This window comes from Pedobacter sp. SYSU D00535 (assembly GCF_017355855.1).
Taxonomy (GTDB): domain Bacteria; phylum Bacteroidota; class Bacteroidia; order Sphingobacteriales; family Sphingobacteriaceae; genus Desertivirga.
This window is the reverse complement of record NZ_JAFEWD010000001.1, coordinates 906,153-928,187: the sequence shown is the minus strand read 5'-3', so window position 1 is coordinate 928,187 and position 22,035 is coordinate 906,153. Positions and strand designations below refer to the sequence as shown.

Sequence of the window (22,035 nt, the reverse complement as noted above, 5' to 3'; positions counted from 1 at the left end):
CCTCCGGTTCCTAAGTATCAAGAATTCATTTTAAACCATCGAAAATTTCTATGAATAGGATCGCAGTCAGATCATTGTGGATAAGCCTTGTTACATTAACACTTTTAAGTTGCAAGAAGGGGGATGCCCTTGCGGAGGAAGGCGAGGCAGTCATAGAAACAGATGTGAAGCCGGATAAGATCGTAGCAAAGGACGGATCTGGAGACTATACTACTGTGCAGGCTGCTGTCGACGCCGCGCCTTTCAATTTAACAAAGACCTATGTGATTTATATCAAAAATGGAACCTACAAGGAGGTGATCACAGTTCCGAAGAATAAAAACTACCTGTTTTTCAAGGGCGAAAACGCCGAAAAGACGGTGTTGACTTATGATAATTACGCCAAAAGACTCGACCCGAACGGAGTGGAATATGGTACCTCCCGCTCTGCCTCTGTATTTATAAACGGCAATCACTTCCGCGCTGAAGATCTCACCTTTGAAAATACAGCGGGAATAGATGCGGGACAAGCTCTCGCCATCAACATTGGCGGTGATTTTTCCGCTTTCAGGAACTGCCGGTTTTTAGGGCATCAGGACACCTGGTATGCTGCGAACAATACCAGGCAGTACCTGAAAGACTGTTACCTCGCTGGTACGGTTGATTTTATGTTCGGTGGTTCTACGGCTGTATTTGATAGTTGCACTATCCACAGCTTACGCGATGGTTATCTTACCGCTGCATCCACGCCGCAGGGTCAAAAGTACGGCTATGTTTTTCTGAATTGCAAGCTTACGGGGGTGGCTAAAGATGCCTCGGTCTACTTAGGTCGGCCCTGGCGCCCCTATTCCAATGTGGTATTTATCAATTGCGAGATGGGTAAACATATCAGACCCGAGGGATGGCATAACTGGAACGATCCGGCTAACGAAAGCACCGCTTTTTACGCCGAGTATCGCAGTACCGGTCCGGGTGCCCAGCCTGAGAAAAGACGAAGCTGGTCGCGGCAACTTAGCGCTGCAGAAGCGGCAGATTATACGCTCCCTAAAATATTAGGCAGCTGGAAACCCTACTAACTAATGTAATTGACAATACTTGTTCAAAGATCCTCCCTAATTACTTTCCTCAACAATTAGGTTTGGTGCTCCCGCGAGGGGAGCACCATTTATTAGCTTGCAAGACAAGGTCTTTTTCTGATCTGATGATAGCTGAAAGTTTAAACATGCTCAAGAAAAATATATGATGAACTTCAAAAAAACTTCCCTCTCCATCTGCTGTGCGGCCTTGATGCTAAGCGTAGCCTGTAAGAAAAAGTCAGGTGTGGAAGAGGGTACAGGGACCGATCCTGTGACAGAAAAGCCAGTACCTGTGCAGGAAACAGCTCTTGCTTTCCCGGGAGCGGAAGGGTTTGGCAAAGAGGTGACCGGGGGACGCGGAGGAACAGTCTACTTCGTAACGAAACTTACCGACGACAATACGGAGGGTAGCCTGAGATTTGCCCTGAACAAAACCGGTCCCCGCATTATCGTATTTAAAGTATCGGGTACGATAGCGCTAAACTCGAGTTTGCAAATCAAAAATGGAGATGTTACCATTGCAGGACAAACAGCGCCAGGAGACGGCATTTGTTTGAAAAATTACCCTGTAACCGTGGACGCCGACAACGTGATCATTCGCTACATGCGTTTTAGAATGGGGGATGAAAAAAATGTAGAAGCTGATGCTTTGGGTGGGCGGTTCCATAAGAACATCGTCATCGATCATTGTTCTGTAAGCTGGTCGGTTGATGAAACCTGTTCGTTTTACGCAAATGAAAATACTACTGTACAGTGGACCATCATTTCCGAGAGTTTAAAAACATCAGCACATATTAAAGGAGCTCACGGCTACGCTGGCATCTTCGGCGGAAAGCGGGCTAGTTTCCATCACAATCTGTTAGCACATCACGACAGTCGTAATCCACGCTTCGGCGAGGAAGATGGAAAAGCCTTCGCCCTCACGGACCTGGTTGACTTCCGAAACAACGTCATTTATAACTGGGCCGGAAATAGCGCGTATGGCGGCGAGGCAATGAATATTAACATCGTTAATAACTACTATAAACCTGGTCCTGCTACACCGACCGGGAGTAAAGGCGGCCGGATTTTTTCTCCCGATAAGGAGAAGACTGCCGGAACAGAAACTTACGATATCTGGGGCAAGTTTTACATCAACGGAAACTTCGTAGACGGCTATACCAACGCTTCTACCGATAACTGGGCCTTCGGGGTCTATAACCAGTTTCATAGTAGTTACGGAACCGTGTCAGACGCCGACAAGCAAAGCATGAGACGTACATCTGAGCATCCTATCAATAATAATGTAACTACTCATACTGCTCAGATTGCTTACGAGAGAGTGCTGGAATATGCAGGTGCATCTTTAAAACGAGATGCTGTAGATGCCAGGATCGTTACTAACGTGAAGAATAAAACCTTCTCTTTCCCAGGATCTCGTGGTGGGACAAACGGTATTATTGATTCTCCTGCGGATGTGGGCGGTTATCCTGAACTGAAGCAGACCGCTGCGCCTCTTGATACTGATGGCGATGGCATGCCGGACGAGTGGGAGGTTTCGAAAAAACTCGATCCGAAAAAGGCGAACGCCAGCGCCCGCGAGCTAAGTACTGCATATGACAATATTGAAGTGTATATTAACTCGTTGGTTGGAGAGATTACGACGAATCAGCTGAAAAATTAGCATTGAAACATAAACACACACTGAAATAACTACATGAAAGTACTGCAATTGAAATCGGCTCTATTCCTGTTTTTACTGGTTCTGGTCGCAGAAGTGTACGCTCAGCTTCCGCCGGATGCGCTAACACTTTGGTACGATCGACCGGCTTCCAATTGGAACGAGGCCCTTCCGATTGGAAATGGTAAACTGGCCGCGATGGTTTTTGGAGGTACATCGATGGATCGCCTGCAATTGAATGAAGAAACAATATGGGCAGGGGAGCCCGGTAATAATGTTCCCCGAAATGCTTCGGAGCCTATTAATCAGATAAGAAGATTGTTATTTGATGGAAAGTACCAGGAAGCTCAGGCCCTGGCCAATCAGGCTTTTCCGCGACAAGCGCCTGCGGAGCTCAATTATGGAATGCCCTACCAGACTGCAGGAAATCTTCTTCTCAGCTTCGATGGCCACGATGAGGTAAGCAATTATCGCCGCGATCTGGACATTAATAAAGCCATTGCCAGTGTCACCTATACCACTAAGGGTGTCACCTATAAACGGGAGTACATAGCTGCTATTCCCGATCAGGTGCTGGTGGTAAGGCTTACTGCCGACAAGGCTTCGAGTATCTCATTTAACCTTGGCGTGAACACGCCTTATAAAAAATACTCTGTTGAAACTCAGGGAGGCAAGCTGCTGCTCTCCGGCAACACTACCTCTCTGGATAATAAGGTAGGGAAGGTCCGGTATCAGGTACAAGTACTGCCACGGGCAGAAGGCGGAAGGGTAGTTGCCAGTGATAGCTCTATCCGGATTTCAAATGCGAATGCGGTGACCCTCTATATTTCCATTGCCACGAATTATATTAATTATAAAGATCTCAGCGGGAATGAAGCAAAAAGAGCCGCAGGCAATCTGGCTGCTGCGGTAAAGAAGAACTATAACGCTATCAGGACCGGCCACATCGCAGCTTATAAAAGATACTTCGATCGTGTTCAGCTGGATCTGGGAAGTACGGATGCTATCAGGAAGCCAACCGATCAGCGCATAGCAGCGTTTGCTAAAAGCGATGATCCGGCTCTCACTGCGCTTTATTTTCAGTTCGGACGGTATCTGCTGATTTCCAGTTCCCTGCCCGGTAGCCAGCCCGCCAATTTACAAGGAAAATGGAACGACAAGCTGAGCCCTCCCTGGGACAGCAAATACACTATTAACATCAATACGGAGATGAACTACTGGCCTGCGGAAGTGACAGCCTTACCAGAAATGCATCAGCCGCTTTTTGAAATGATTCGCGAACTTTCCATCACCGGAAAAGAAAGTGCGTCGAAGATGTACCAGGCACGGGGTTGGAATGTGCATCACAACACAGATTTGTGGAGGATTACCGGTCCGGTGGATGGAGGCTTTTATGGCTTGTGGCCGATGGGGGGAGCCTGGCTGAGCCAGCACTTATGGCAGCACTATTTATATACGGGGGATAAGGCTTTTCTTAAAAAGAACTATCCGCTATTGAAAGGAGCTGCAATGTTTTATGCCGACGTCCTTCAGGAGGAGCCCTCCAACAAGTGGCTGGTCGTGGCTCCTTCTATGTCTCCTGAAAATTCGTACATGAAAAGCGTTTCGGTCAGTGCCGGGACCACCATGGACAATCAGCTTGTATTTGACGTATTCGCTAATGCTATCCGTTCGGCTGAGTTATTAGGCGTGGACGAAGCCTTTGCCGATACGCTGAAGCAACTTACCAAACGCTTACCACCAATGCAGATTGGAAAATTTGGGCAGTTGCAGGAATGGCTTCAGGATTGGGACCGGGAAGACGACAAACATCGCCATGTATCCCATTTATATGGCTTGTTTCCCGGCAATCAGATTTCGCCATTCCGTCAACCCGAATTATTCCAGGCAGCGAAGGCTTCCCTTATTGCTCGTGGAGACAAGTCCACGGGTTGGTCTATGGGATGGAAGGTCAACCTCTGGGCGCGACTGCAGGACGGCAACCGGGCTTACAAGTTGATTGAAGATCAGCTGAGTCCTGCTCCGCTCGAGACTTCCGGTCAGAACGGCGGTACTTACCCGAACCTTCTCGATGCCCATCCGCCCTTTCAGATAGACGGTAATTTTGGCTGTACTTCTGGTATCGCCGAAATGCTCTTGCAGTCCCACGACGGGGAAATTCATCTCCTGCCAGCTTTGCCTGATAAATGGCAGAAAGGTAGTATTAAAGGATTGGTGGCTCGGGGCGGTTTTGTGGTGGACATGGACTGGGATAAGGGGAGGATCACCCGCCTCAATGTTCATTCGAAATTGGGTGGTAACTGTCGTATTCGCGTTCACAGTCCCCTAACACCGACCAGCAAGAACGCATTAAAACCTGCTGTTGGGCCGAATCCTAATCCCTTTTACGAGCTTGCAGATGTGAAAGCGCCATTGGTTTCTAAGGCAGCTGAAATGAAAAAAGCACAAGTAGACGAAGGGAAGTTATTTGACTTTAGTACGAGCGCCGGTTCTTCCTATCAATTCGTGCAACAATAGGATACGTTTTAAATGGATACAATAGAATTTACATAAAGAGAGATGTTTTTAAAGAATGCAATTGGTCTTTTCCTGCTTAGCGCATGCAGTTATGGAACGCTGGCACAACATGCAGAAAGACAATCGATAGACCTAACGGGAAACAAATGGAAACTGGTCCTTGATCCTAAGGCTGAATACATCAATGATTCCTTATATCCGCCTCCGGTACAAATTGGGAAGCTAAAGGTGAATGCGCCGACAGGCGGCTGGGACTGGCTGGAGAAAGAAAAGGGACTATCGGTTCAGTTACCTGCAACGGTCGAGCAGTTTCACTGGGGCCTGAACGGAAATCCCTTCGGTGTGGCCGGGAACTACCTCGGCGTCTCCTGGTTTACTACGAATCTGGACGTCCCTTCATCCATGAAAGGAAAAAGAGTAGTGTTGGATTTTGAAAGCGTTCGTTTTCGGGCAGAAGTATTTGTTAATAAAAAGCTTGTTGGCTACGATCTGGTAAACGGTACTCCATTTAAAGTGGATGTGAGCAATGTGCTGAATTATGGTAAGTCAAACGAAATAGCTGTCCGGATTACAGATCCTAATGGTAATTTCGACTGGCGTGATTCACAGAATTTTATGTGGGGCAGCTATCGAACTAATCCAACCCATGGTTTCGGTGGAATTACCGGAAAAGTGAAGCTTGTGGCTACGGATCGTGTTTTTATCGACGATGTTTTCGTGAAAAATAAGCCTGTCGCTAATGAGATCGATGTGCAGGTATCCACGGAAAATCAAGGGTCTAAAACTCTGCAAGGGAATATCGTTTTACAGATCAGGGAGACAAAAGGGAATCAGAATCTGGTGTTTGAGAAGACTTATCCTGTGTCAAGTCTGATCAAGGGAACAAATGTCAACACCTATACCGTGAGGCTGGACAATGCTGCTCTATGGAGCCCGGACTCGCCCAACCTCTACAAACTCTCGGTGCAGTGGAAAGGGAACGACCAGACGAACGATACCTACCACCAACGTTTCGGCTTTAGATGGTTTGAGGTGAGAGATGTGAACGGGGATAAAATGTTCTTTCTGAATGGGAAGCGGTTTGTAGCAATTACTTCAATTAGCTGGGGCTTCTGGCCGGTGAACGGAATCGCGCCAAGCGACGCACTTGCCCGCAAGCAAATTGAAACAGCTAAAAAGCTTGGGTTGAATATGCTGAACTTCCACCGTACAATAGGGCAGCAGAACGTGTTGGATTATGCAGATGAACTCGGCTTATTATATTTCGCAGAGCCGGGAGGCAACCAGTATCCCGCCGATCGATTCAATGCAACGGATCCCGAAGGGAAAAAGCAAGAAGACTTTTATTTCGCTGCCCGGGATGAAAAGTTATTCCGCATGATAAAACGCGACCGGAATCATCCCTCCCTGGTCATTTATAATTTGCACAACGAGCGAGGTGCGCAACCGCAGAAGCAGGATAGTCTGCAGATGCTGGCGGCGCACAAGCTGGATGAAACGCGCATCTTAACCTACAATTCTTCTAACGGAGACATTAAGATGGGAAGAGATCCACGGTTTAAGTTACACCTGCTACCATATGATTTTACCTTCCGGGATTACGGCTGGTTTGACCAGCACCACGCGGGCGGCCCGGGAACATACCACGATAATTTGTATAAAGGACCTAAAGATTATTTGCGGTACTTTGATCATAAAGACGAGATTCAATATTGGGGCGAGGAGGGAGCGATCGGTACACCGCCGCGGCTCCAATTGATCAGGGATGAAATCCTCAAAACAGGAAAAAACATAGGCTGGGAAACGGATGCCTACCTGAAATGGTACGAGGCTTATGATCAGTTTCTGAAAAATATCCCTGGGTTTTCCAAGGCCTTTCCGAATGTTGATTCGCTTACGCGGAAAATGGGTAACGTGGCTTACTACTACCAGGGACGCACTATTGAAAATATTCGAATTGGTAACCAGGCAGATGGTTATGCTATCAATGGCTGGGAGAGCATGAAGCTGGAAAACCATTCGGGAATTGTGGACAATTACAGAAATCCCAAAGGGGACACCGAGTTAATAGCCCGTTATTGTGCTCCTGCGTATGTTGCTGTAAAGCTGAATCGAAAGGTGCTCGGTGTGGGAGATACTTCCCTGGTTGATCTTCACATGGTCAATGAAGTAGATCTGAAGGGAAGTTTCAATTTGGAAGTAGTTGCCGTAGATCCTGCCGGCAAACCGGTTTTGAAGAGAACCATACCGGTAAACTTGACGGGTGGTACTACTTATGGTGAACTGCTATCAGCTGGAATAGTACTAGTTCCCAAATCAGCAGGTTATACCGTCGTTAAAGCAGAGCTGAAACGGGGAACACAGGTAGTTGCAAGAGGGAGCGACGAGGTGTTTGCGGTGAAGCTGGATGCTACTGGAATCCCTGCAGGCGGAATGGTTGCCGATACAAGCGGCGTAATAAGCAATTTTTTAAAGGCTGCCGGTGTTAACTCTTTTAGAGAGTTCAAGTCGGGGCGGCCGCAGGGGAAGTATTTGTTGGTCGGAGCATTTGATCCTCAGCAAACAGGTAATCCACTGGTTACTGAGATTCTGGAATGGGTAAACGAGGGAAATACCCTGATCGTCGCTGCTAATATCGACAACTGGACCAACTTCCTGGGACGAAAAGAAGTGATCGACTACCGCGGCTCGAAAGAGTTAGGGAAGACCTGGTACGGCGGAAATTTCTTTGTGAAGGAACACGAGCTATTCAAAGGCCTGCCTCAGAACTGTGTTTTTAATTGGGAGTATCAGAGCTTGGCTACTTACAACAAAAGCAGAATTGGTATGCGCCTTTTCAACGGGGAAACGGTTGTGGCTTGTGTTGCCGATCATAAACCGGAGGTTTATTCGGCTTTGAGTATTGTGCCTCATGGCAGGGGTAAGATCATTCTTTCCTCTCTGGATATCATGTCCACCATCAAGGACTTGAAGCTCGGGAAACTTGCGGAGGGAGATGGCGAAAACGCAGCAATGACTACCATCAACGCTTCTTCTGCCAACAAGGCTAATATAGTAGCACATCAACTACTCTTGAATATGCTGGCCTTCTCGGCTAAGTAAGCGAGGTGTATAGCAGTCAAAAAGAAGTCCTGATACGGAGTCGATTCTCATTGTATCAGGACTTTACTCCTTATATAGTCTTGCTTATACTTTCTCCGTTCTTCTATTGAACTCGGAAGTGGTATGGAATTCGATTTCCGGGAAATCGCGTCGGGCGGTGTTGATCGACCAATCGTTTTCAGCTAAAAATACCGGGTTGCCATCTTTATCGTAAGCGATATTGGAAGCCCTGCGGTATATAATTTCTTCCAGATTTTTCTTGTCGCTTGAAGTCATCCAGCTGGACCGTTTGAAGGATAGTGGACGGAAACCCGCTTTCGCTCCATATTCCTGCTCTAGCCTGAAGCTGATTACCTCGAACTGCAGTTCGCCCACTGTCCCGATGATTTTTCTGTTTCCGGGTTGCTGGATAAATAGCTGCGCCACACCCTCTTCCGTTAATTGCTGAATTCCTTTTTCCAGCTGCTTGGTTTTCATCGGGTCGCGGTTCTCCACCTCCTTAAAGATCTCGGGCGAGAAGCTCGGAATACCTTTAAATTGCAGTTTTTCTCCTTCGGTCAGGGTGTCCCCGATTTTGAAGTTTCCACTATCGTATAAGCCGACAACATCTCCTGGCCAGGCCTCTTCTACAAGGCTCTTTTCGTTGGCCATAAAATCCATCGGGTTGGAGAACTTCAGTTTTTTATCCAACCTGGTATGGTAATAGAACTTGTTTCGCTCGAACTTTCCGGAACAGATCCTTAAAAAGGCAATACGGTCGCGGTGGTTGGGATCCAGGTTGGCGTGAATCTTAAAGACAAATCCCGTAAAGGCCTTCTCGGTGGCAATAACTGTTCGCTCTTCTGCTTCCCGGCTCGAAGGACTGGGAGCAATATTGATGAAGGTGTCTAACAACTCTCTGATACCAAAATTATTGATGGCACTGCCGAAGAAAACCGGCGCCAGTAATCCCTCCAAATACATTTCTTTATCAAGAGCACCATAAATGCCTTCTACCAACTCCAGATCTTCCTTTAGCTTTTGGAGCGGTTTTTCCGCCAGATGTTCCTTCAAAAGTTCGTCCTCCAGGTTTTTCACCTGAATAACAGGCTCGGTTACTTTGCTCTTGTCCGGTTCAAACAGGTTCAGCTGATTCCCGTGAATGTTGTACACTCCCTTAAAGGTATATCCCTGACCGATGGGCCAGGACTGCGGACAAACGCTGATCTTTAAGATATCTTCAAGCTCATCCAGCAAATCAAAAGGGTCTTTACCTTCACGATCGAGCTTATTGATAAAGATGATTACCGGGGTATTCCGCATGCGGCAAACTTCCATCAGCTTCTGCGTTTGCTCCTCAACCCCTTTCACGCTGTCTACCACCAGGATAACACTATCTACGGCAGACAGCGTTCGGTAGGTATCCTCCGCAAAATCTTTGTGACCGGGAGTATCTAGAATGTTAATCCGTTTTCCATTATACTCAAAACCCATCACGGACGTAGCAACGGAAATTCCACGCTGCTTTTCAATCTCCATAAAATCGGAGGTGGTATTCTGATTCGCCTTGTTTCTTTTAATAGCCCCGGCGGTATTGATAGCCCCACCAAATAACAGGAACTTCTCCGTTAGCGTAGTTTTACCAGCATCCGGGTGACTGATAATGGCGAAGGTTTTTCTTTTTTCTATTTCGGTATGATTGCTCATGATATTTACTTACGTAGTAAAACGCAGAAAAGTACTTTCTTGAAATTAAAGGTGTTAGAAGAATAGAAGGTTAACTAAATATGTTTGGATGTTCTTCTTCATCGGCGACAAAGGTAGCGATTTTTTAACGCTGTCCGAATAAAAGTTGATGTTACCAGGGTAGGTTTAAAACTAGCGCGGAAACAGTTTGTCTCAACTTTATATCGGATTAAAACAATCTGCGGCAACACTGTTTCTCCTGTAAAACGCGCAGTAAATATGGACGGTTATCTTTTAAAGATCATAAGAAAGTACTCTAATAAATTTCTTCATAGTATTGCCTTTTTTCCTGCAATAATTGCCTTTGTGTTCGTACTGCTTGCAATTCTTGCAATGGAACTTGACTCTGCCGGATGGGGATTGTGGTTAAATGAGAGAGTTACCTGGCTAACCCTCAAGGATGCTGATACCGCCCGGACTGTTGTGTCTACTATAGCTACAGGAATTATTTCTTTAACCGTCTTCAGCTTTTCACTGGTGATGCTGGTTATGAATCAGGCGGCTTCTCAAATGAGTAACAGGTTACTCGATAACGTGATAAGTGACTGGAAACAAAAGTTGGTACTGAGTTTCTACATAGGAACCGTCGTTTATTCGTTGTTGTTGCTCAGCAACATAAGCGAGGCGGCTGACGATAAAAACGTGCCTTCATTTAGTGTTTACCTTCTGGTATTTTTTACTATTCTGGACATTTTTCTTTTTGTCTATTTCCTGCATCATATTACCCAGTCTTTTATTTACCAACAATTAATTCAACGCCTCCATCACCAGACCATGCGAACGCTGAATCGCTATATCTTCAAAATGAAACGTGTAGAGACGATTGCCATGACTTTGGAAGGGCAGCAGATCCTTGCGAATGAAAGTGGTTACTTTCAGGGTTTCAGTGCTGCAGGACTAATTAAACTAGCTGAAAAACATGACTTCCAAATTCAGTTTCTGCATCCTGAGGGTAGCTACATACTAAAAGGAACGCCCTTTCTCATCCTGAAAGGGAACATAGATGAAGACTGTAACGCGAAGATTTTCTCCAATATCGACTTTTACTATGGTCAGGAGATCGACAAAAATCCTTACTATGGATTTCAGCATCTGACGGAAGCCGGGATGAAGGCGCTAAGCCCGGGGATCAATGATCCGGGGACTGCAATAATGAGTCTCAATGCCCTGACAGACCTTCTCGCTTTTCGGATGTTTAAGGACATTCCAAATGCGCTGCTAGATGGCCAGGGTAAGTTGCGGGTTATCACACGCGAAAGGAGCTTCGAGGAGCTCTTTGAGGCCTCGGTCTTAGCAATATGGGACTATGGTCGCAAAGATAGGCTAGTACGGAAAGCGTTGCTTCAATTGATAGAGCAGCTTAAGTTTGTGGATAAGGAAGAGAAGTACAAACTGCTTCTGGATGAACTCCGGCTGGATGTTGAACAAGAGGACCAAAGCAAGGCGCGGTCGCAGTAGGGGTAGTAGCTTCTCCTTCAGTCGCGACTGTAGGCTTAATTGTTTGAGGGTTAATTGGTTCTACTAAACAAACACTTGGTACAATGGTTGTACTAAGTATAAATACTCTAATGGTTAAAGTACTTAATCAATAACTATAAAAACGGAGGTACTATGTTACGAAATGTAAAAAGCTTATTAGGATATAAAATGGGGGCCACGGACGGCGATATCGGTGAGGTGAAAGGCTTTTATTTTGACGATCAGACCTGGACTGTACGTTACCTGGTAGTAGAAACCGGAAATTGGTTTTCAGGAAAAAAGGTGCTGATCTCTACAGATTCTGTTCAACAGCCTGACTTTAACGCCGGTGTGTTTCCGATCAACTTAACCCGCGAACAAATCAAGAACGGACCAGACATTGACACTGAAAAGCCGGTTTCCCGCGAACACGAGCAGTTGATGCACGAGTATTACCCATGGAACCGCTATTGGCAGTCGGGCTACTTTACAGTAGGAATGATGGCTTATAATTCCATGCCCCTGGAGGAGGAGATCCACATGCGCCAGGCAGAGGAAACCGCCGAAAAGCATACGCATACCGATACGCATCTTCGCAGTACTTCAGAGGTGAAAGGCTATTCGATCCACGCATCTGATGGTAGTATTGGCGAAATCGACGACTTTGTTTTTGACGACCAGAGCTGGAAAATAGAGTACATGGTTGCAGATATTGGCGGTTGGTTTAAAGACAAGAAAATTCTGATCCCTCCAAGGGTGATCCGGGACATTAGATGGGAAATGTCTGAAGTAGTTGTAAGTCTTTCAAAAGAGGAGATCAAAGATTCTCCGCACTACGATGAATCAATGACCCACGGTGACGACTTCGATACCCATTTCGGGAGCTACTACGGTAGATTTTAACTAGAGCTTCGCCTCATAGCCTGTTGGGTAAAACCGAGCAGGCTTTTTTTTAGCTTCTCGGATGGTACTGGATGATCGTATCCCTCAGATAATCTCTGTCCAGATGGGTGTAGATCTCAGTGGTGGTGATACTCTCATGCCCCAGCATTTCTTGTACCGCCCGAAGATCCGCTCCGCCCTCGATAAGATGAGTAGCGAATGAGTGCCTGAAAGTATGGGGGCTGATCGTTTTTTTTAAACCTGCTTTCACTGCCAGATCTTTAATGATCAGGAAAACCATGACCCTGCTTAAGGGCGAGCCGCGACGATTTAAAAAGACAAAATCCTCTTTACCGGGCTTAATTGGCATATGAACCCGAATCTCCTGCAAGAAAATATTTAGAAACTTGACCGCCGAAGATCCGATGGGAACAAGACGTTCCTTGTCTCCTTTACCGGTGACTTTTACAAATTCGATATCGAGGTAGAGGTTTGAAATTTTGAGGTTACACACTTCTGATACCCGTAAGCCACAGCCATACAATACCTCCAGCAGTGCCTTGTTACGCATGCCCTCTGGTTTAGAAAGGTCTATTGCTGCAATTAGTTGATTAATTTCGTGGATACTAAGAGTGTCAGGCAGTTTTCTGCTTAGTCGCGGACTTTCAATTAATGCGGCGGGATCCGTACTGATGATGTTTTCAAGCACCATGTATCTGAAAAAAGCCTTCAAACCCGACAGTACTCGCGCTTGCGTCTGCGCAGTCATCCCTAGTTCATTTATCCAGATGAGAAAGTTTTTTAGATCACTCGTGCCGATCGTTTCCGGAGCTTTCCCACCAAGGGTCTCTGCGTACTGATACAGTTTGTCCACATCCCGCAGATACGCTTCTACGCTGTTAGGCGACAGTGAACGCTCCAGTTTCAAATGCGTTCTAAATCCCCTGATCGTGCTTGTCCAATCCATTCCAAATTTTGTGCGACTGCTGAAATAACGCCTAAAACTCTTAAGTTTGAAACCAATAATTCAACAGCTGATTTTTTTGATATCGAAACCAAAGAACATATTATTTAGATGAAAATACAAATCATAAACGGCCCCAATCTTAACCTGCTCGGAATTCGGGAGAAGTCTATTTATGGAGATAAGGGATTTGAATCTTTTCTGGAAGAGTTAAGAGCTAAGTACCCGGCTGTGGAGATGGAATACTTTCAAAGCAATACAGAGGGCGAAATCATTAACAAACTTCATGAAGTAGGTTTTAGCTATGATGGCGTTATTATGAACGCCGGCGCATACACGCATACATCTATTGCTATTGCTGATGCTATTGCTGGTATAAATACTCCGGTTATAGAAGTCCACATTTCTAATGTCTATGCCCGTGAAGAGTTCCGGCATACATCCCGAATGGCAAAAAACTGCAAAGGTGTCATTACGGGTTTTGGCTTGCAGAGTTACCGCCTGGCTCTTGAAAGTTTTTTATAGCTATTTGTTAAACCATCTTATTAATCGACCCAGGCATAAATAGTCCAAAATAAAGTTTGAGAACTTGGTATTACTGCGCAGTTTCATGTTTTTATAGATCAACATATCTTAAACTTTATACCTATTAAATTATTGTTAGCCCGATTTTGTTTTTCTTGGCACCATTCCTGCCGACTAAAAAGGGTCTGAAGATTACCGCCTGAAAGCTTATTTTTGCACCTCAATTTCTCTCAATAACATTATGAGCATCGCTAAAACATATAACCCAAAAGAAACAGAAGATAAGTGGTATCAGTACTGGCTGGATAAGAAATTTTTCAAATCCGTACCCGACGACCGCGAACCTTATACGATTGTAATTCCTCCACCTAACGTTACCGGAGTTTTACATATGGGGCATATGCTTAACAATACCATCCAGGATGTGCTGATCCGCCGGGCAAGAATGCAGGGTAAAAATGCATGCTGGGTACCCGGAACAGACCACGCTTCTATTGCTACAGAAGCGAAGGTGGTGGCCATGCTCAAAGAACGAGGGATTGAAAAAAAGGACATCACCCGGGAAGAGTTTCTAAAATATGCCTGGGAGTGGAAAGAGAAGTACGGTGGCATCATCCTGAAGCAGTTGGAGAAGCTAGGAGCTTCCTGCGATTGGGATAGAACCAGCTTTACCATGGATGAGGCGCTTTCAGAAGCCGTAATTGACACCTTCATTCACCTGTACAAAAAAGGCCTGGTGTACCGTGGCGTGCGCATGGTAAATTGGGATCCCAAGGGAAAAACCGCCGTTTCGGATGAAGAGGTAATCCGTAAGGAGGTCAATCAAAAGCTCTATTATATCAAATACGCCGTTGCAGGGTCTGCCGACGAGTTTGTAACGATCGCTACTACGCGTCCTGAAACCATCATGGCGGATACGGCTGTCTGTATTAATCCAAACGATGAGCGATATAAACATCTGAAAGGCAAGAAGGTCCTCGTTCCTTTGATCAATCGCGAAATACCGCTGATTGAGGATGAATACGTGGAAATGGAGTTCGGAACCGGATGTTTGAAGGTTACGCCTGCGCATGACCTGAACGACTACGAACTAGGTTTGAAACATCAGCTTCCGGTAATCGATATTTTAAATGATGACGGAACTTTAAACGAAAAAGCAGAAATCCTAGTAGGAGAGGACCGCTTTGCTGCCCGTAAAAAGGTGGCCGTCATGCTGGAAGAAGCAGGTCAGCTTGATAAGGTAGAAGATTACAAGTCGCACGTGGGTTTTTCCGAGCGCACAGACGCAGCTATTGAACCCAAGCTTTCTATGCAGTGGTTCTGCAAGATGGAGGAGATGGCTAAGCCGGCTCTCGACTACGTGCTAAATGGAGATATCAAATTAATTCCTGACAAGTTTATCAACACCTACCGCCACTGGATGGAAAACGTGAAGGATTGGTGTATTAGCCGACAACTTTGGTGGGGTCAGAGGATTCCGGCATGGTACAACGAGAGCGGACAGTGGGTAGTGGCAAAAACACAATCAGAGGCTGAAGCAGAGTTTGAAAAGGCGGGTTTCACAACTAACGGTATCCGTCAGGATGAAGATGTAGTGGACACCTGGTTCTCATCCTGGCTATGGCCGATTTCCGTGTTTGATCCTTCCGTTTGCGGTCATCCTGAAAAAGAAGGGAACGCCGATTTGAACTATTACTATCCAACCAACGACCTGGTGACTGCACCCGAAATCCTCTTCTTCTGGGTAGCCCGTATGATCATGGCAGGAAATGAGTTTAGGGGAGAAGTTCCGTTCAGGAATGTATACCTAACCGGTATTGTACGTGATAAGATCGGAAGAAAAATGTCAAAGTCGCTTGGAAACTCTCCGGATCCAATCGATTTAATTGAAAAATACGGAGCAGACGGTGTACGGGTGGGAATGCTTCTGTGTTCTCCTGCGGGCAACGATTTGATGTTCGACGAAAGTTATTGCGAGCAGGGTAGAAACTTCGCCAACAAGATCTGGAATGCATTCAGACTGGTGAAAGGCTGGGAGGTAAACAGCGAATTGGAAGCACCGAATGCAAAAGCAATACACTGGTTTGACAACCGGTTCAACGAGGCCTTGGCCGAGATCGAGAGTCACTTTAGTCAGTACAGACTATCTGAAGCGCTTATGGCGATTTATAAGCTCGTGTGGGATGACTTCTGTTCCTGGTACCTGGAAATGGTAAAACCTGCCTACCAGCAACCTATCGATAAAGCTACTTTTGATGCAACTACTGCTTTCTTTGAAAGGGTGTTAACCTTAATTCATCCGTTTATGCCTTTTATCTCCGAGGAGCTATGGCACGACGAGATATTTGGAGAGAGAACGGCTGACGACTGCTGTATTGTAGCTTCTTATCCGCATTCCCAGTCCGTGGATGAAAATCTATTGAAAGAGGTTGAAATTGTTAAGCAGGTAATTTCTGAGGTTCGCAACATCAGAAACAGTAAGCAGATTTCTCCGAAAGAAGCATTGCCTCTTTCCGTGAAAGTGAATTCGGGGATAGACTACGATTCGAATCTTACAGTGATTAAAAAGCTGGCTAACATCAGCGATTTCTCTTTTGCTGAAGATAAAATTGCCGGTGCAACTTCTTTTATCGCTGGTCGCGACGAGTTCTTTGTAGTGCTGGAAGGCAACATCGACAAAGAAGCTGAAAAAGAACGTATCAGCAAGGAATTGGAGTACCTGCACGGCTTTTTAAAGTCAGTGGATGCCAAGCTGTCTAATGAGCGTTTTGTGCAGAACGCCAAGGCCGACATCGTGGACAACGAGCGCAAAAAGAAGGCAGATGCCGAAGCGAAGATTGCAATGCTGCAGGAGAGTTTAAAAGTCTTGTAGATAAAAAGGGTCCGCCGGGTGAGGGCGGACTCTTTTTAATTGTTCTTATTTGATATTTTAGACCCTAAAACCTTAGATGCAATTTTTATGAAAAAAACCTTTCTATTAGTATTCCTTGCCGGATTGTTTTCCTGTCAGCAGAAACAGGTGGCAAAAGCTCCCGAACCTCAGATTGATCCCAAAAAACTTATCTCCTGCGACGGAATAGGGGAGGCGAAGCTAAGCGATACGTATGCAGATCTGGAAAAGAAGTTCGGCGCTGCGGCCTTGTCGGAGCACGAAAATACTGAATTAGGGAAATACACCACTTTGTGGGAAAATAAGCCAGAGCAGATTAATATTTTTTGGGAAGAAAAGAGTCAGCCCTACAAACGCATCAAGTACATGGAGGCGACAGATGCAATGTCTTCTTATCTCACAAAAGATAGTGTGCGTATTGGATTAACTCTCCGGGAAGTGGTGAAGAAGAACGGGAGCATGCCTGTGACTTTCCGGAACTTTTATGCGGAAGAACAGAGCGGCTTAATTACTACCTTCAACAATGGTGAGATTACGAAGGTAACTCCTTGCTTGGGAGGAAAGCTCGAGTGGGTGAAGCAAACGAATATCTACGCGGCCGAGCATGAGAATTTTAAAAAGCAGGAGGTGCTGGAATCCTACGATAAACTATTGCAACGGATGGAGGTGGTTTTAAGCAGCATCCGGGTTTCTGCAAAACAATAAGTAAAGAATTGATATTTTTGAAAGGAAAAAGCCCATGCGTTTTTTCCTTTCGTTTTTTATAGTCGTTTTTATCAGCTGTCAGCAGCAGAAAACAACGAGTTCCGGCGCTGACTCTGCTGCCTTCGACCAATCATCCTCCAACTTAGGTACTCACGAAAACTCTGACCAAATTACTTGTTGGGGAATAGGTTCCATTGAATTGGGAGACGATCTTCCCGCTTTGGAAGAAAAGTTGGGCAAGGATAATTTGGTTCAGGACTCCCTGATGCTCGAGGGAATGTTTGAAGGGCTGATTACAAAAGCGTGGAGAGGTACTTCCCGCGAAATTACTATAGTGTGGAAGGAGAAGAAAGCTCCTTTTAACACCATTGATTATCTGGAGATTTCTCAGCCGAATGCTCCCTATGCATTTGCTAATGGCATCAAAATCGGTACTACCTTGAAAGAGATCGAGAAAATGAACGGTAAATCATTGAAATTATATGGTTTTGGTTGGGATTACGGGGGCACCTTTGTAAGCTTTGATAAAGGAAAACTGGCAGGAGAAATACCCTGCTTTGGAGGAGTGTTTTCATTGGAAGCGGAACAGGACTCAGAGGAACTCCGGGCGATAATGGGAGATCAGGAGATCAGCTCAACACATCCCTCCTTTGATAAGTATCAGGTGAAACTAGCTAAGATCCGAGTGGTAAATAAGGGTTAAGCCCGGCTTTTGTACTGGGGAAGGCTTTCCAGAAATTGATAAGATTGTGATTCAAAGTCGATACTACAGAAGTAGTGGTCGAGGCCGTTGCTGACAGCGAGCAAGGGGACTCTGTGCACGATGTTGTAGCGGGCTATCTGATCAAAGACCTTTTGGGTGATTTTCACGTCAGGAGCTTTACATTCGATTAATAAGACCTTTTCTCCGCTGGAGTTATAGACGATAACGTCCGTTCGCTTAGCCAAGGTGTTTAATCGCAAACCTCCTTCAAGCTTTATCAAGGATCGAGGATACTTTTTTTCTTTTATAATGAACTGAACGAGGTGTTGCCGAACCCACTCTTCGGGAGTTAGTACCAGAAACTTTTTCCGTATTTCATCGAAAATAAATGTCCCGGAGGCTTCTTGTTTTATCCTGAATGGGTAGGGAGGGAGATTTAACGGGACCGGCTCAAACACGTCACAAATCTCCGAAAAAAAGTCGGCGACTGGAATAGCTTTTTCTTTTAAATCATATTCAGCCTTTACAGTTTTTAGCTTTATTTTGCAGAATGACTGCTGCTGCCTTAATGGCCGACTTGAAGAGCCGGAAATTCAAGCCCGTTTATCTGTTTCATGGGGAGGAACCTTACTACGTTGACCTGTTTAGTAACTATATTGAAAGTAATCTGTTATCAGAGGCTGAACGAGGTTTTAATCAGACAGTGGTTTACGGTCGGGATGTAGACGTCATTTCTATTCTGAATGCGGCAAAGCGCTTTCCCATGATGAGTGATTATCAGTTGGTTTTAGTGAAGGAGGCTCAGGACTTGAAATGGGGAAAGGATTCAGACGACGATAAAAAAGCAGTGGATCCCTTGCTGGCCTATCTGGAAAAACCTGTCCCTAGCACCATACTGGTGTTTTGCTACAAACATGCCAAGTTTGACAAGCGCAAAAAGACCTACAAGGCGATAGAAAAGAACGGGGTGGTATTTGAATCCGCTACCATCTATGATAATAAAGTGGCCGGCTGGGTAGAAGATTTTGTGAGGGAGAAGGCTTATCGCGTTCAACCACGTGCCGCTGCTTTAATTGCTGAATACCTGGGTAATGATCTTTCAAAGATCGCTAACGAGCTGGAGAAGCTGATGCTTAACATTCCTAAAGGAACAGAAATTACAGCAGAGCATGTCCAGGATAATATCGGCATCAGTAAGGAGTACAATGTATTTGAACTGCAGGACGCGCTCGCTAAACGTGATCCCTTCAAGGCAAATCAAATTATTGACTATTTTTCTGCAAATCCGAAGTCCAATCCTATTCAGATGGTGCTAGGCGCACTTAACACTTGGTTTACCAAGATCCTAAAATGCCATTATGTTTCAGACAAGTCTGCCCAGAATCTTGCTAAAGAGCTTGGGGTAAACCCGTTTTTTGTGAAAGATTACGAGTTAGCTGCCAGAAACTACAATGCGGGAAAAACTTTTGATGTCATTAGCTACCTGCGGGAGTATGATCTCAAAACTAAAGGCGTTGACGCTACCGGGAACACCTCTGATGGCGAGTTACTAAAGGAACTTGTCTTTAAAATATTGCACTGATTCCTCTTCCTGCGGCGGTGATAGTTTCTGGTGTAAGCACTTCCATGTCTGGGATTCTTCCCAGAACCCGTGCTCCGCTGTAATTCAAAATAGCTTTTTCAGAGTATTCGTCCGATGCTCCATTAAATATGATACCCCTAAGTGAAATATCGCGGCTTTTTAAGGCATCAATACTGAGCAGGGTGTGATTAATGCTCCCCAGATAATGTCTTATCACCAAAATCACTTCAGTTTCCAACCTTTGAATAAGATCGATAATGTAATGTTGGTCATTTAAGGGTACCATCAGTCCCCCGGCTCCCTCTATTAACAAGTCGTTCTTAGTAGGAGGGATGGTAATTTGAGAAAGGCTGATCTCGATGCCGTCCAGTGCTGCGGATTTATGGGGAGAGAAGGGTTGACTAAGTCGGTAGGCTTCCGAATGAAACTTGCTTTCGTTGTTCGATACCAGTCGCTTTACCTTATCCGTGTCAGAATTATCAAGGTCGCCAGACTGGATAGGCTTCCAGTAATCTATCTTAAATTTCTCTACCAAAACTGCCGACGTCACCGTTTTTCCAACTTCGGTTCCGATGCCGGTAATGAACACTGCTTTCATGAGTTCTTAATTAAATTGATCAGGTTGTCGATCTGATCCTCTGTATTAAATGTGTGGAGACAGATGCGGAGCCTTTCCTTGCCCGCCGGAACAGTAGGGTGCAAGATTGCCCGGACATCCATGCCGCCTTGTTGAATTTTTTTTTCTAAGATTTTTGTTTGCTCATTCCCGCCTACAACCAGACATTGAATGGCGGAATCACTGGCAATAAAGCTATCTGTAAGAGAGCAAAGCTTCGATTGGAAGAAGAGAATCTTCTGTCGCAGCTGTTCTTGTGCCGTACTTTCCTGCAATAGCTGGTAGGCTGCTCTTATGGCCAGATGGTTTAAAGGAGCGGCGGCGGTTGTGTAAATAAAAGAACGAGCAAAATTAATCAGGTACTGCCGCAGATTTTCATCACCTAACACTGCCGCACCATGGCAGCCCAGTGCCTTTCCAAAGGTAATTACCCGGGCGAAAACCCGATTTTCCAGTCCATACCGGCAAACTAATCCCCTTCCTTGTGCCCCGAAAATACCTGTGGCGTGTGCCTCATCTACAACTAAAGCCGCATCGTATTTTTCGGCCAGTTCAACAATCTCTAGTAGTGGCGCTGTATCACCGTCCATCGAGTAGATACTTTCGATCCCTATGTAAACCCTGCCCTTAGCAACTTTGAGCTTCTCTTCGAGACTGGTTAGGTCGTTGTGCCGAAATGTATACTTATTCGCAAAACTAAGCCTGCAGCCATCAATGATGGAAGCATGAATCAACTCATCTAAAATGACAGTATCGCCTCTTTGGAGTAGGGCTGAAAAAAGCCCGAGATTAGCATCATAGCCAGAGTTAAACAACAAAGCCGCCCCCGAAATATGGAAGGCTGCAATTTCTGCTTCAAGAAGTTCGGTGAGAGTGCTGTTACCAGAAATGAGGCGCGAGCCGGTAGAGCCTGTCAGATGGTCTCCATTTGCTAAGAATTCTTGCTTTAGGAGGTCATGCAGAACCGGTGATTGAGCAAAGCCAAGATAATCGTTAGAACAAAAATCTATAAGGTTTTCCGTCTTTCTTAATTGTCTGAGGCTGGAGTTTTGCTCCCTTTCCAACAATCTTGATCTGATATATGACTGCGCACTTTCCAAATCTATTTTGGGTCTAAAATAAAAAAAGCGGCACACATGGCCGCTTTTTTTCTTCAATCATTAAACCCCTTAACTATTTTGCTTTTCTTCTGGTGCCTTTTTCACTCTTGCGGTCTTTAAACTTTGCCATTCTCTCCTCCTTCATAGCAGCGTAGGTCTTACGTTGCTCTTCAGTAAGGATTTTGTTGAGCTTATCTTCAGATTTCTTAAAATGCTCTTTCCTTTTAGCAAAGTCTTTCTGTCTGTCCTCCTTACGTTCTTTGTGGAATTTCTCCATTTCTTTAGCGCGCTCCAGGTTTAATTTATAAACCTCAGATTTTTGGCTAGGAGACAGTGATAGTTTTTCACTCATTTTGTCGGTCATCATCTGAGCTTTTTGCTCAGGTGTTCTGTTCTCGTGCTTAGGTCTTTCCTGTGCGAAACCGCTAATTGCCAGTGAACAAAACAGTATCGCTGTTAATGCTAAATTTTTCATCTTCATACTTATTGAATTTTTAGGAATAGATAGGAATAAGGTATGAAGGTTTAATGGCAGAGTGTTAAAAGATGTT

General features: G+C 45.3%; 17 protein-coding genes. 11 read left to right on the top strand and 6 right to left on the bottom strand.

All coding sequences use genetic code 11. The annotated features are described in order from the left end of the window. The first annotated feature begins 50 nt into the window (after nucleotides 1-50). The 4 genes from J4N23_RS03805 to J4N23_RS03790 all read left to right on the top strand — a co-directional run bounded on the left by J4N23_RS03805 (nucleotide 51) and on the right by J4N23_RS03790 (nucleotide 8,334). Entirely contained in the window at nucleotides 51-1,055 is a 1,005-nt protein-coding gene (locus J4N23_RS03805) for a pectinesterase family protein (protein WP_207425670.1), read from the top strand. A 163-nt stretch (nucleotides 1,056-1,218) separates the two neighbouring features. After that, the gene (locus tag J4N23_RS03800; protein ID WP_207425669.1) at nucleotides 1,219-2,718 is read left to right on the top strand and encodes a pectate lyase; all 1,500 of its coding nucleotides are present in this window, start codon (nucleotides 1,219-1,221) and stop codon (nucleotides 2,716-2,718) included. A 33-nt stretch (nucleotides 2,719-2,751) separates the two neighbouring features. Continuing rightward, complete coding sequence (locus tag J4N23_RS03795) at nucleotides 2,752-5,232, top strand: glycoside hydrolase N-terminal domain-containing protein (protein WP_207425668.1); 2,481 nt, start codon at nucleotides 2,752-2,754, stop codon at nucleotides 5,230-5,232. 42 nt (nucleotides 5,233-5,274) lie between these two features. After that, the gene (locus J4N23_RS03790) at nucleotides 5,275-8,334 is read left to right on the top strand and encodes a glycoside hydrolase family 2 protein (protein ID WP_207425667.1); all 3,060 of its coding nucleotides are present in this window, start codon (nucleotides 5,275-5,277) and stop codon (nucleotides 8,332-8,334) included. Between the two features lie 84 nt (nucleotides 8,335-8,418). On the opposite strand, the gene J4N23_RS03785 is transcribed toward J4N23_RS03790, so the two are convergent. After that, the gene (locus tag J4N23_RS03785) at nucleotides 8,419-10,020 is read right to left on the bottom strand and encodes a peptide chain release factor 3 (protein ID WP_207425666.1); all 1,602 of its coding nucleotides are present in this window, start codon (nucleotides 10,018-10,020) and stop codon (nucleotides 8,419-8,421) included. 258 nt (nucleotides 10,021-10,278) lie between these two features. On the opposite strand from J4N23_RS03785, the gene J4N23_RS03780 reads away from it, so the two are divergent. Together J4N23_RS03780 and J4N23_RS03775 are read left to right on the top strand one after the other, a co-directional pair. Further along, complete coding sequence (locus J4N23_RS03780) at nucleotides 10,279-11,517, top strand: DUF2254 domain-containing protein (protein ID WP_207425665.1); 1,239 nt, start codon at nucleotides 10,279-10,281, stop codon at nucleotides 11,515-11,517. 153 nt (nucleotides 11,518-11,670) lie between these two features. Beyond that, the gene (locus J4N23_RS03775) at nucleotides 11,671-12,420 is read left to right on the top strand and encodes a PRC-barrel domain-containing protein (RefSeq protein ID WP_207425664.1); all 750 of its coding nucleotides are present in this window, start codon (nucleotides 11,671-11,673) and stop codon (nucleotides 12,418-12,420) included. Between the two features lie 49 nt (nucleotides 12,421-12,469). Here the strand turns inward: J4N23_RS03775 and xerD are convergent, their stop codons facing one another. Beyond that, nucleotides 12,470-13,366: a site-specific tyrosine recombinase XerD gene (gene xerD, locus J4N23_RS03770; protein ID WP_207425663.1), complete on the bottom strand. Its 897-nt coding sequence runs from the start codon at nucleotides 13,364-13,366 to the stop codon at nucleotides 12,470-12,472. Nucleotides 13,367-13,474: 108 nt separating this feature from the next. On the opposite strand from xerD, the gene aroQ reads away from it, so the two are divergent. From aroQ to J4N23_RS03750, 4 genes are all read left to right on the top strand, one after another. Beyond that, complete coding sequence (aroQ, locus tag J4N23_RS03765) at nucleotides 13,475-13,888, top strand: type II 3-dehydroquinate dehydratase (protein WP_207425662.1); 414 nt, start codon at nucleotides 13,475-13,477, stop codon at nucleotides 13,886-13,888. A gap of 241 nt (nucleotides 13,889-14,129) precedes the next feature. Further along, nucleotides 14,130-16,760, top strand: a complete 2,631-nt coding sequence (locus J4N23_RS03760; RefSeq protein WP_207425661.1) for a valine--tRNA ligase — start codon at nucleotides 14,130-14,132, stop codon at nucleotides 16,758-16,760. An 87-nt stretch (nucleotides 16,761-16,847) separates the two neighbouring features. Beyond that, nucleotides 16,848-17,483, top strand: coding sequence for a hypothetical protein (locus tag J4N23_RS03755; protein WP_207425660.1), 636 nt, complete (start codon nucleotides 16,848-16,850; stop codon nucleotides 17,481-17,483). Nucleotides 17,484-17,517: 34 nt separating this feature from the next. Beyond that, nucleotides 17,518-18,186, top strand: coding sequence for a hypothetical protein (locus J4N23_RS03750; RefSeq protein WP_207425659.1), 669 nt, complete (start codon nucleotides 17,518-17,520; stop codon nucleotides 18,184-18,186). On the opposite strand, the gene J4N23_RS03745 is transcribed toward J4N23_RS03750, so the two are convergent. Further along, complete coding sequence (locus J4N23_RS03745; RefSeq protein WP_207425658.1) at nucleotides 18,183-18,644, bottom strand: type I restriction enzyme HsdR N-terminal domain-containing protein; 462 nt, start codon at nucleotides 18,642-18,644, stop codon at nucleotides 18,183-18,185. The genes J4N23_RS03750 and J4N23_RS03745 overlap by 4 nt on opposite strands. A gap of 92 nt (nucleotides 18,645-18,736) precedes the next feature. Here J4N23_RS03745 and holA point away from each other — a divergent pair, with 92 nt between their 5' ends. Beyond that, the gene (gene holA, locus J4N23_RS03740) at nucleotides 18,737-19,768 is read left to right on the top strand and encodes a DNA polymerase III subunit delta (protein WP_207425657.1); all 1,032 of its coding nucleotides are present in this window, start codon (nucleotides 18,737-18,739) and stop codon (nucleotides 19,766-19,768) included. On the opposite strand, the gene bioD is transcribed toward holA, so the two are convergent. Genes bioD through J4N23_RS03725 form a run of 3 tightly spaced genes read right to left on the bottom strand, consistent with a single transcriptional unit; the run spans nucleotide 19,752 to nucleotide 21,965 of the window. Continuing rightward, nucleotides 19,752-20,366 (bottom strand): dethiobiotin synthase, encoded by a 615-nt coding sequence (gene bioD / locus J4N23_RS03735; protein ID WP_207425656.1) that lies wholly within the window; start codon nucleotides 20,364-20,366, stop codon nucleotides 19,752-19,754. The genes holA and bioD overlap by 17 nt on opposite strands. Further along, nucleotides 20,363-21,541: an 8-amino-7-oxononanoate synthase gene (locus J4N23_RS03730; protein WP_242689062.1), complete on the bottom strand. Its 1,179-nt coding sequence runs from the start codon at nucleotides 21,539-21,541 to the stop codon at nucleotides 20,363-20,365. The genes bioD and J4N23_RS03730 overlap by 4 nt, the downstream gene beginning before the upstream one ends. 16 nt (nucleotides 21,542-21,557) lie before the next feature. Next, complete coding sequence (locus J4N23_RS03725) at nucleotides 21,558-21,965, bottom strand: hypothetical protein (protein ID WP_207425655.1); 408 nt, start codon at nucleotides 21,963-21,965, stop codon at nucleotides 21,558-21,560. Between the last annotated feature and the right edge of the window lie 70 nt (nucleotides 21,966-22,035).

What these genes read in the sequence shown, in the direction of transcription:
- J4N23_RS03805 (WP_207425670.1), top strand. Translation starts at nt 51, where the DNA reads ATGAATAGGATCGCAGTCAGATCATTGTGGATAAGCCTTGTTACATTA.
- J4N23_RS03800 (WP_207425669.1), top strand. Translation starts at nt 1,219, where the DNA reads ATGATGAACTTCAAAAAAACTTCCCTCTCCATCTGCTGTGCGGCCTTG.
- J4N23_RS03795 (WP_207425668.1), top strand. Translation starts at nt 2,752, where the DNA reads ATGAAAGTACTGCAATTGAAATCGGCTCTATTCCTGTTTTTACTGGTT.
- J4N23_RS03790 (WP_207425667.1), top strand. Translation starts at nt 5,275, where the DNA reads ATGTTTTTAAAGAATGCAATTGGTCTTTTCCTGCTTAGCGCATGCAGT.
- J4N23_RS03785 (WP_207425666.1), bottom strand. Translation starts at nt 10,020, where the DNA reads ATGAGCAATCATACCGAAATAGAAAAAAGAAAAACCTTCGCCATTATC.
- J4N23_RS03780 (WP_207425665.1), top strand. Translation starts at nt 10,279, where the DNA reads ATGGACGGTTATCTTTTAAAGATCATAAGAAAGTACTCTAATAAATTT.
- J4N23_RS03775 (WP_207425664.1), top strand. Translation starts at nt 11,671, where the DNA reads ATGTTACGAAATGTAAAAAGCTTATTAGGATATAAAATGGGGGCCACG.
- xerD (WP_207425663.1), bottom strand. Translation starts at nt 13,366, where the DNA reads ATGGATTGGACAAGCACGATCAGGGGATTTAGAACGCATTTGAAACTG.
- aroQ (WP_207425662.1), top strand. Translation starts at nt 13,475, where the DNA reads ATGAAAATACAAATCATAAACGGCCCCAATCTTAACCTGCTCGGAATT.
- J4N23_RS03760 (WP_207425661.1), top strand. Translation starts at nt 14,130, where the DNA reads ATGAGCATCGCTAAAACATATAACCCAAAAGAAACAGAAGATAAGTGG.
- J4N23_RS03755 (WP_207425660.1), top strand. Translation starts at nt 16,848, where the DNA reads ATGAAAAAAACCTTTCTATTAGTATTCCTTGCCGGATTGTTTTCCTGT.
- J4N23_RS03750 (WP_207425659.1), top strand. Translation starts at nt 17,518, where the DNA reads ATGCGTTTTTTCCTTTCGTTTTTTATAGTCGTTTTTATCAGCTGTCAG.
- holA (WP_207425657.1), top strand. Translation starts at nt 18,737, where the DNA reads ATGACTGCTGCTGCCTTAATGGCCGACTTGAAGAGCCGGAAATTCAAG.
- bioD (WP_207425656.1), bottom strand. Translation starts at nt 20,366, where the DNA reads ATGAAAGCAGTGTTCATTACCGGCATCGGAACCGAAGTTGGAAAAACG.
- J4N23_RS03725 (WP_207425655.1), bottom strand. Translation starts at nt 21,965, where the DNA reads ATGAAGATGAAAAATTTAGCATTAACAGCGATACTGTTTTGTTCACTG.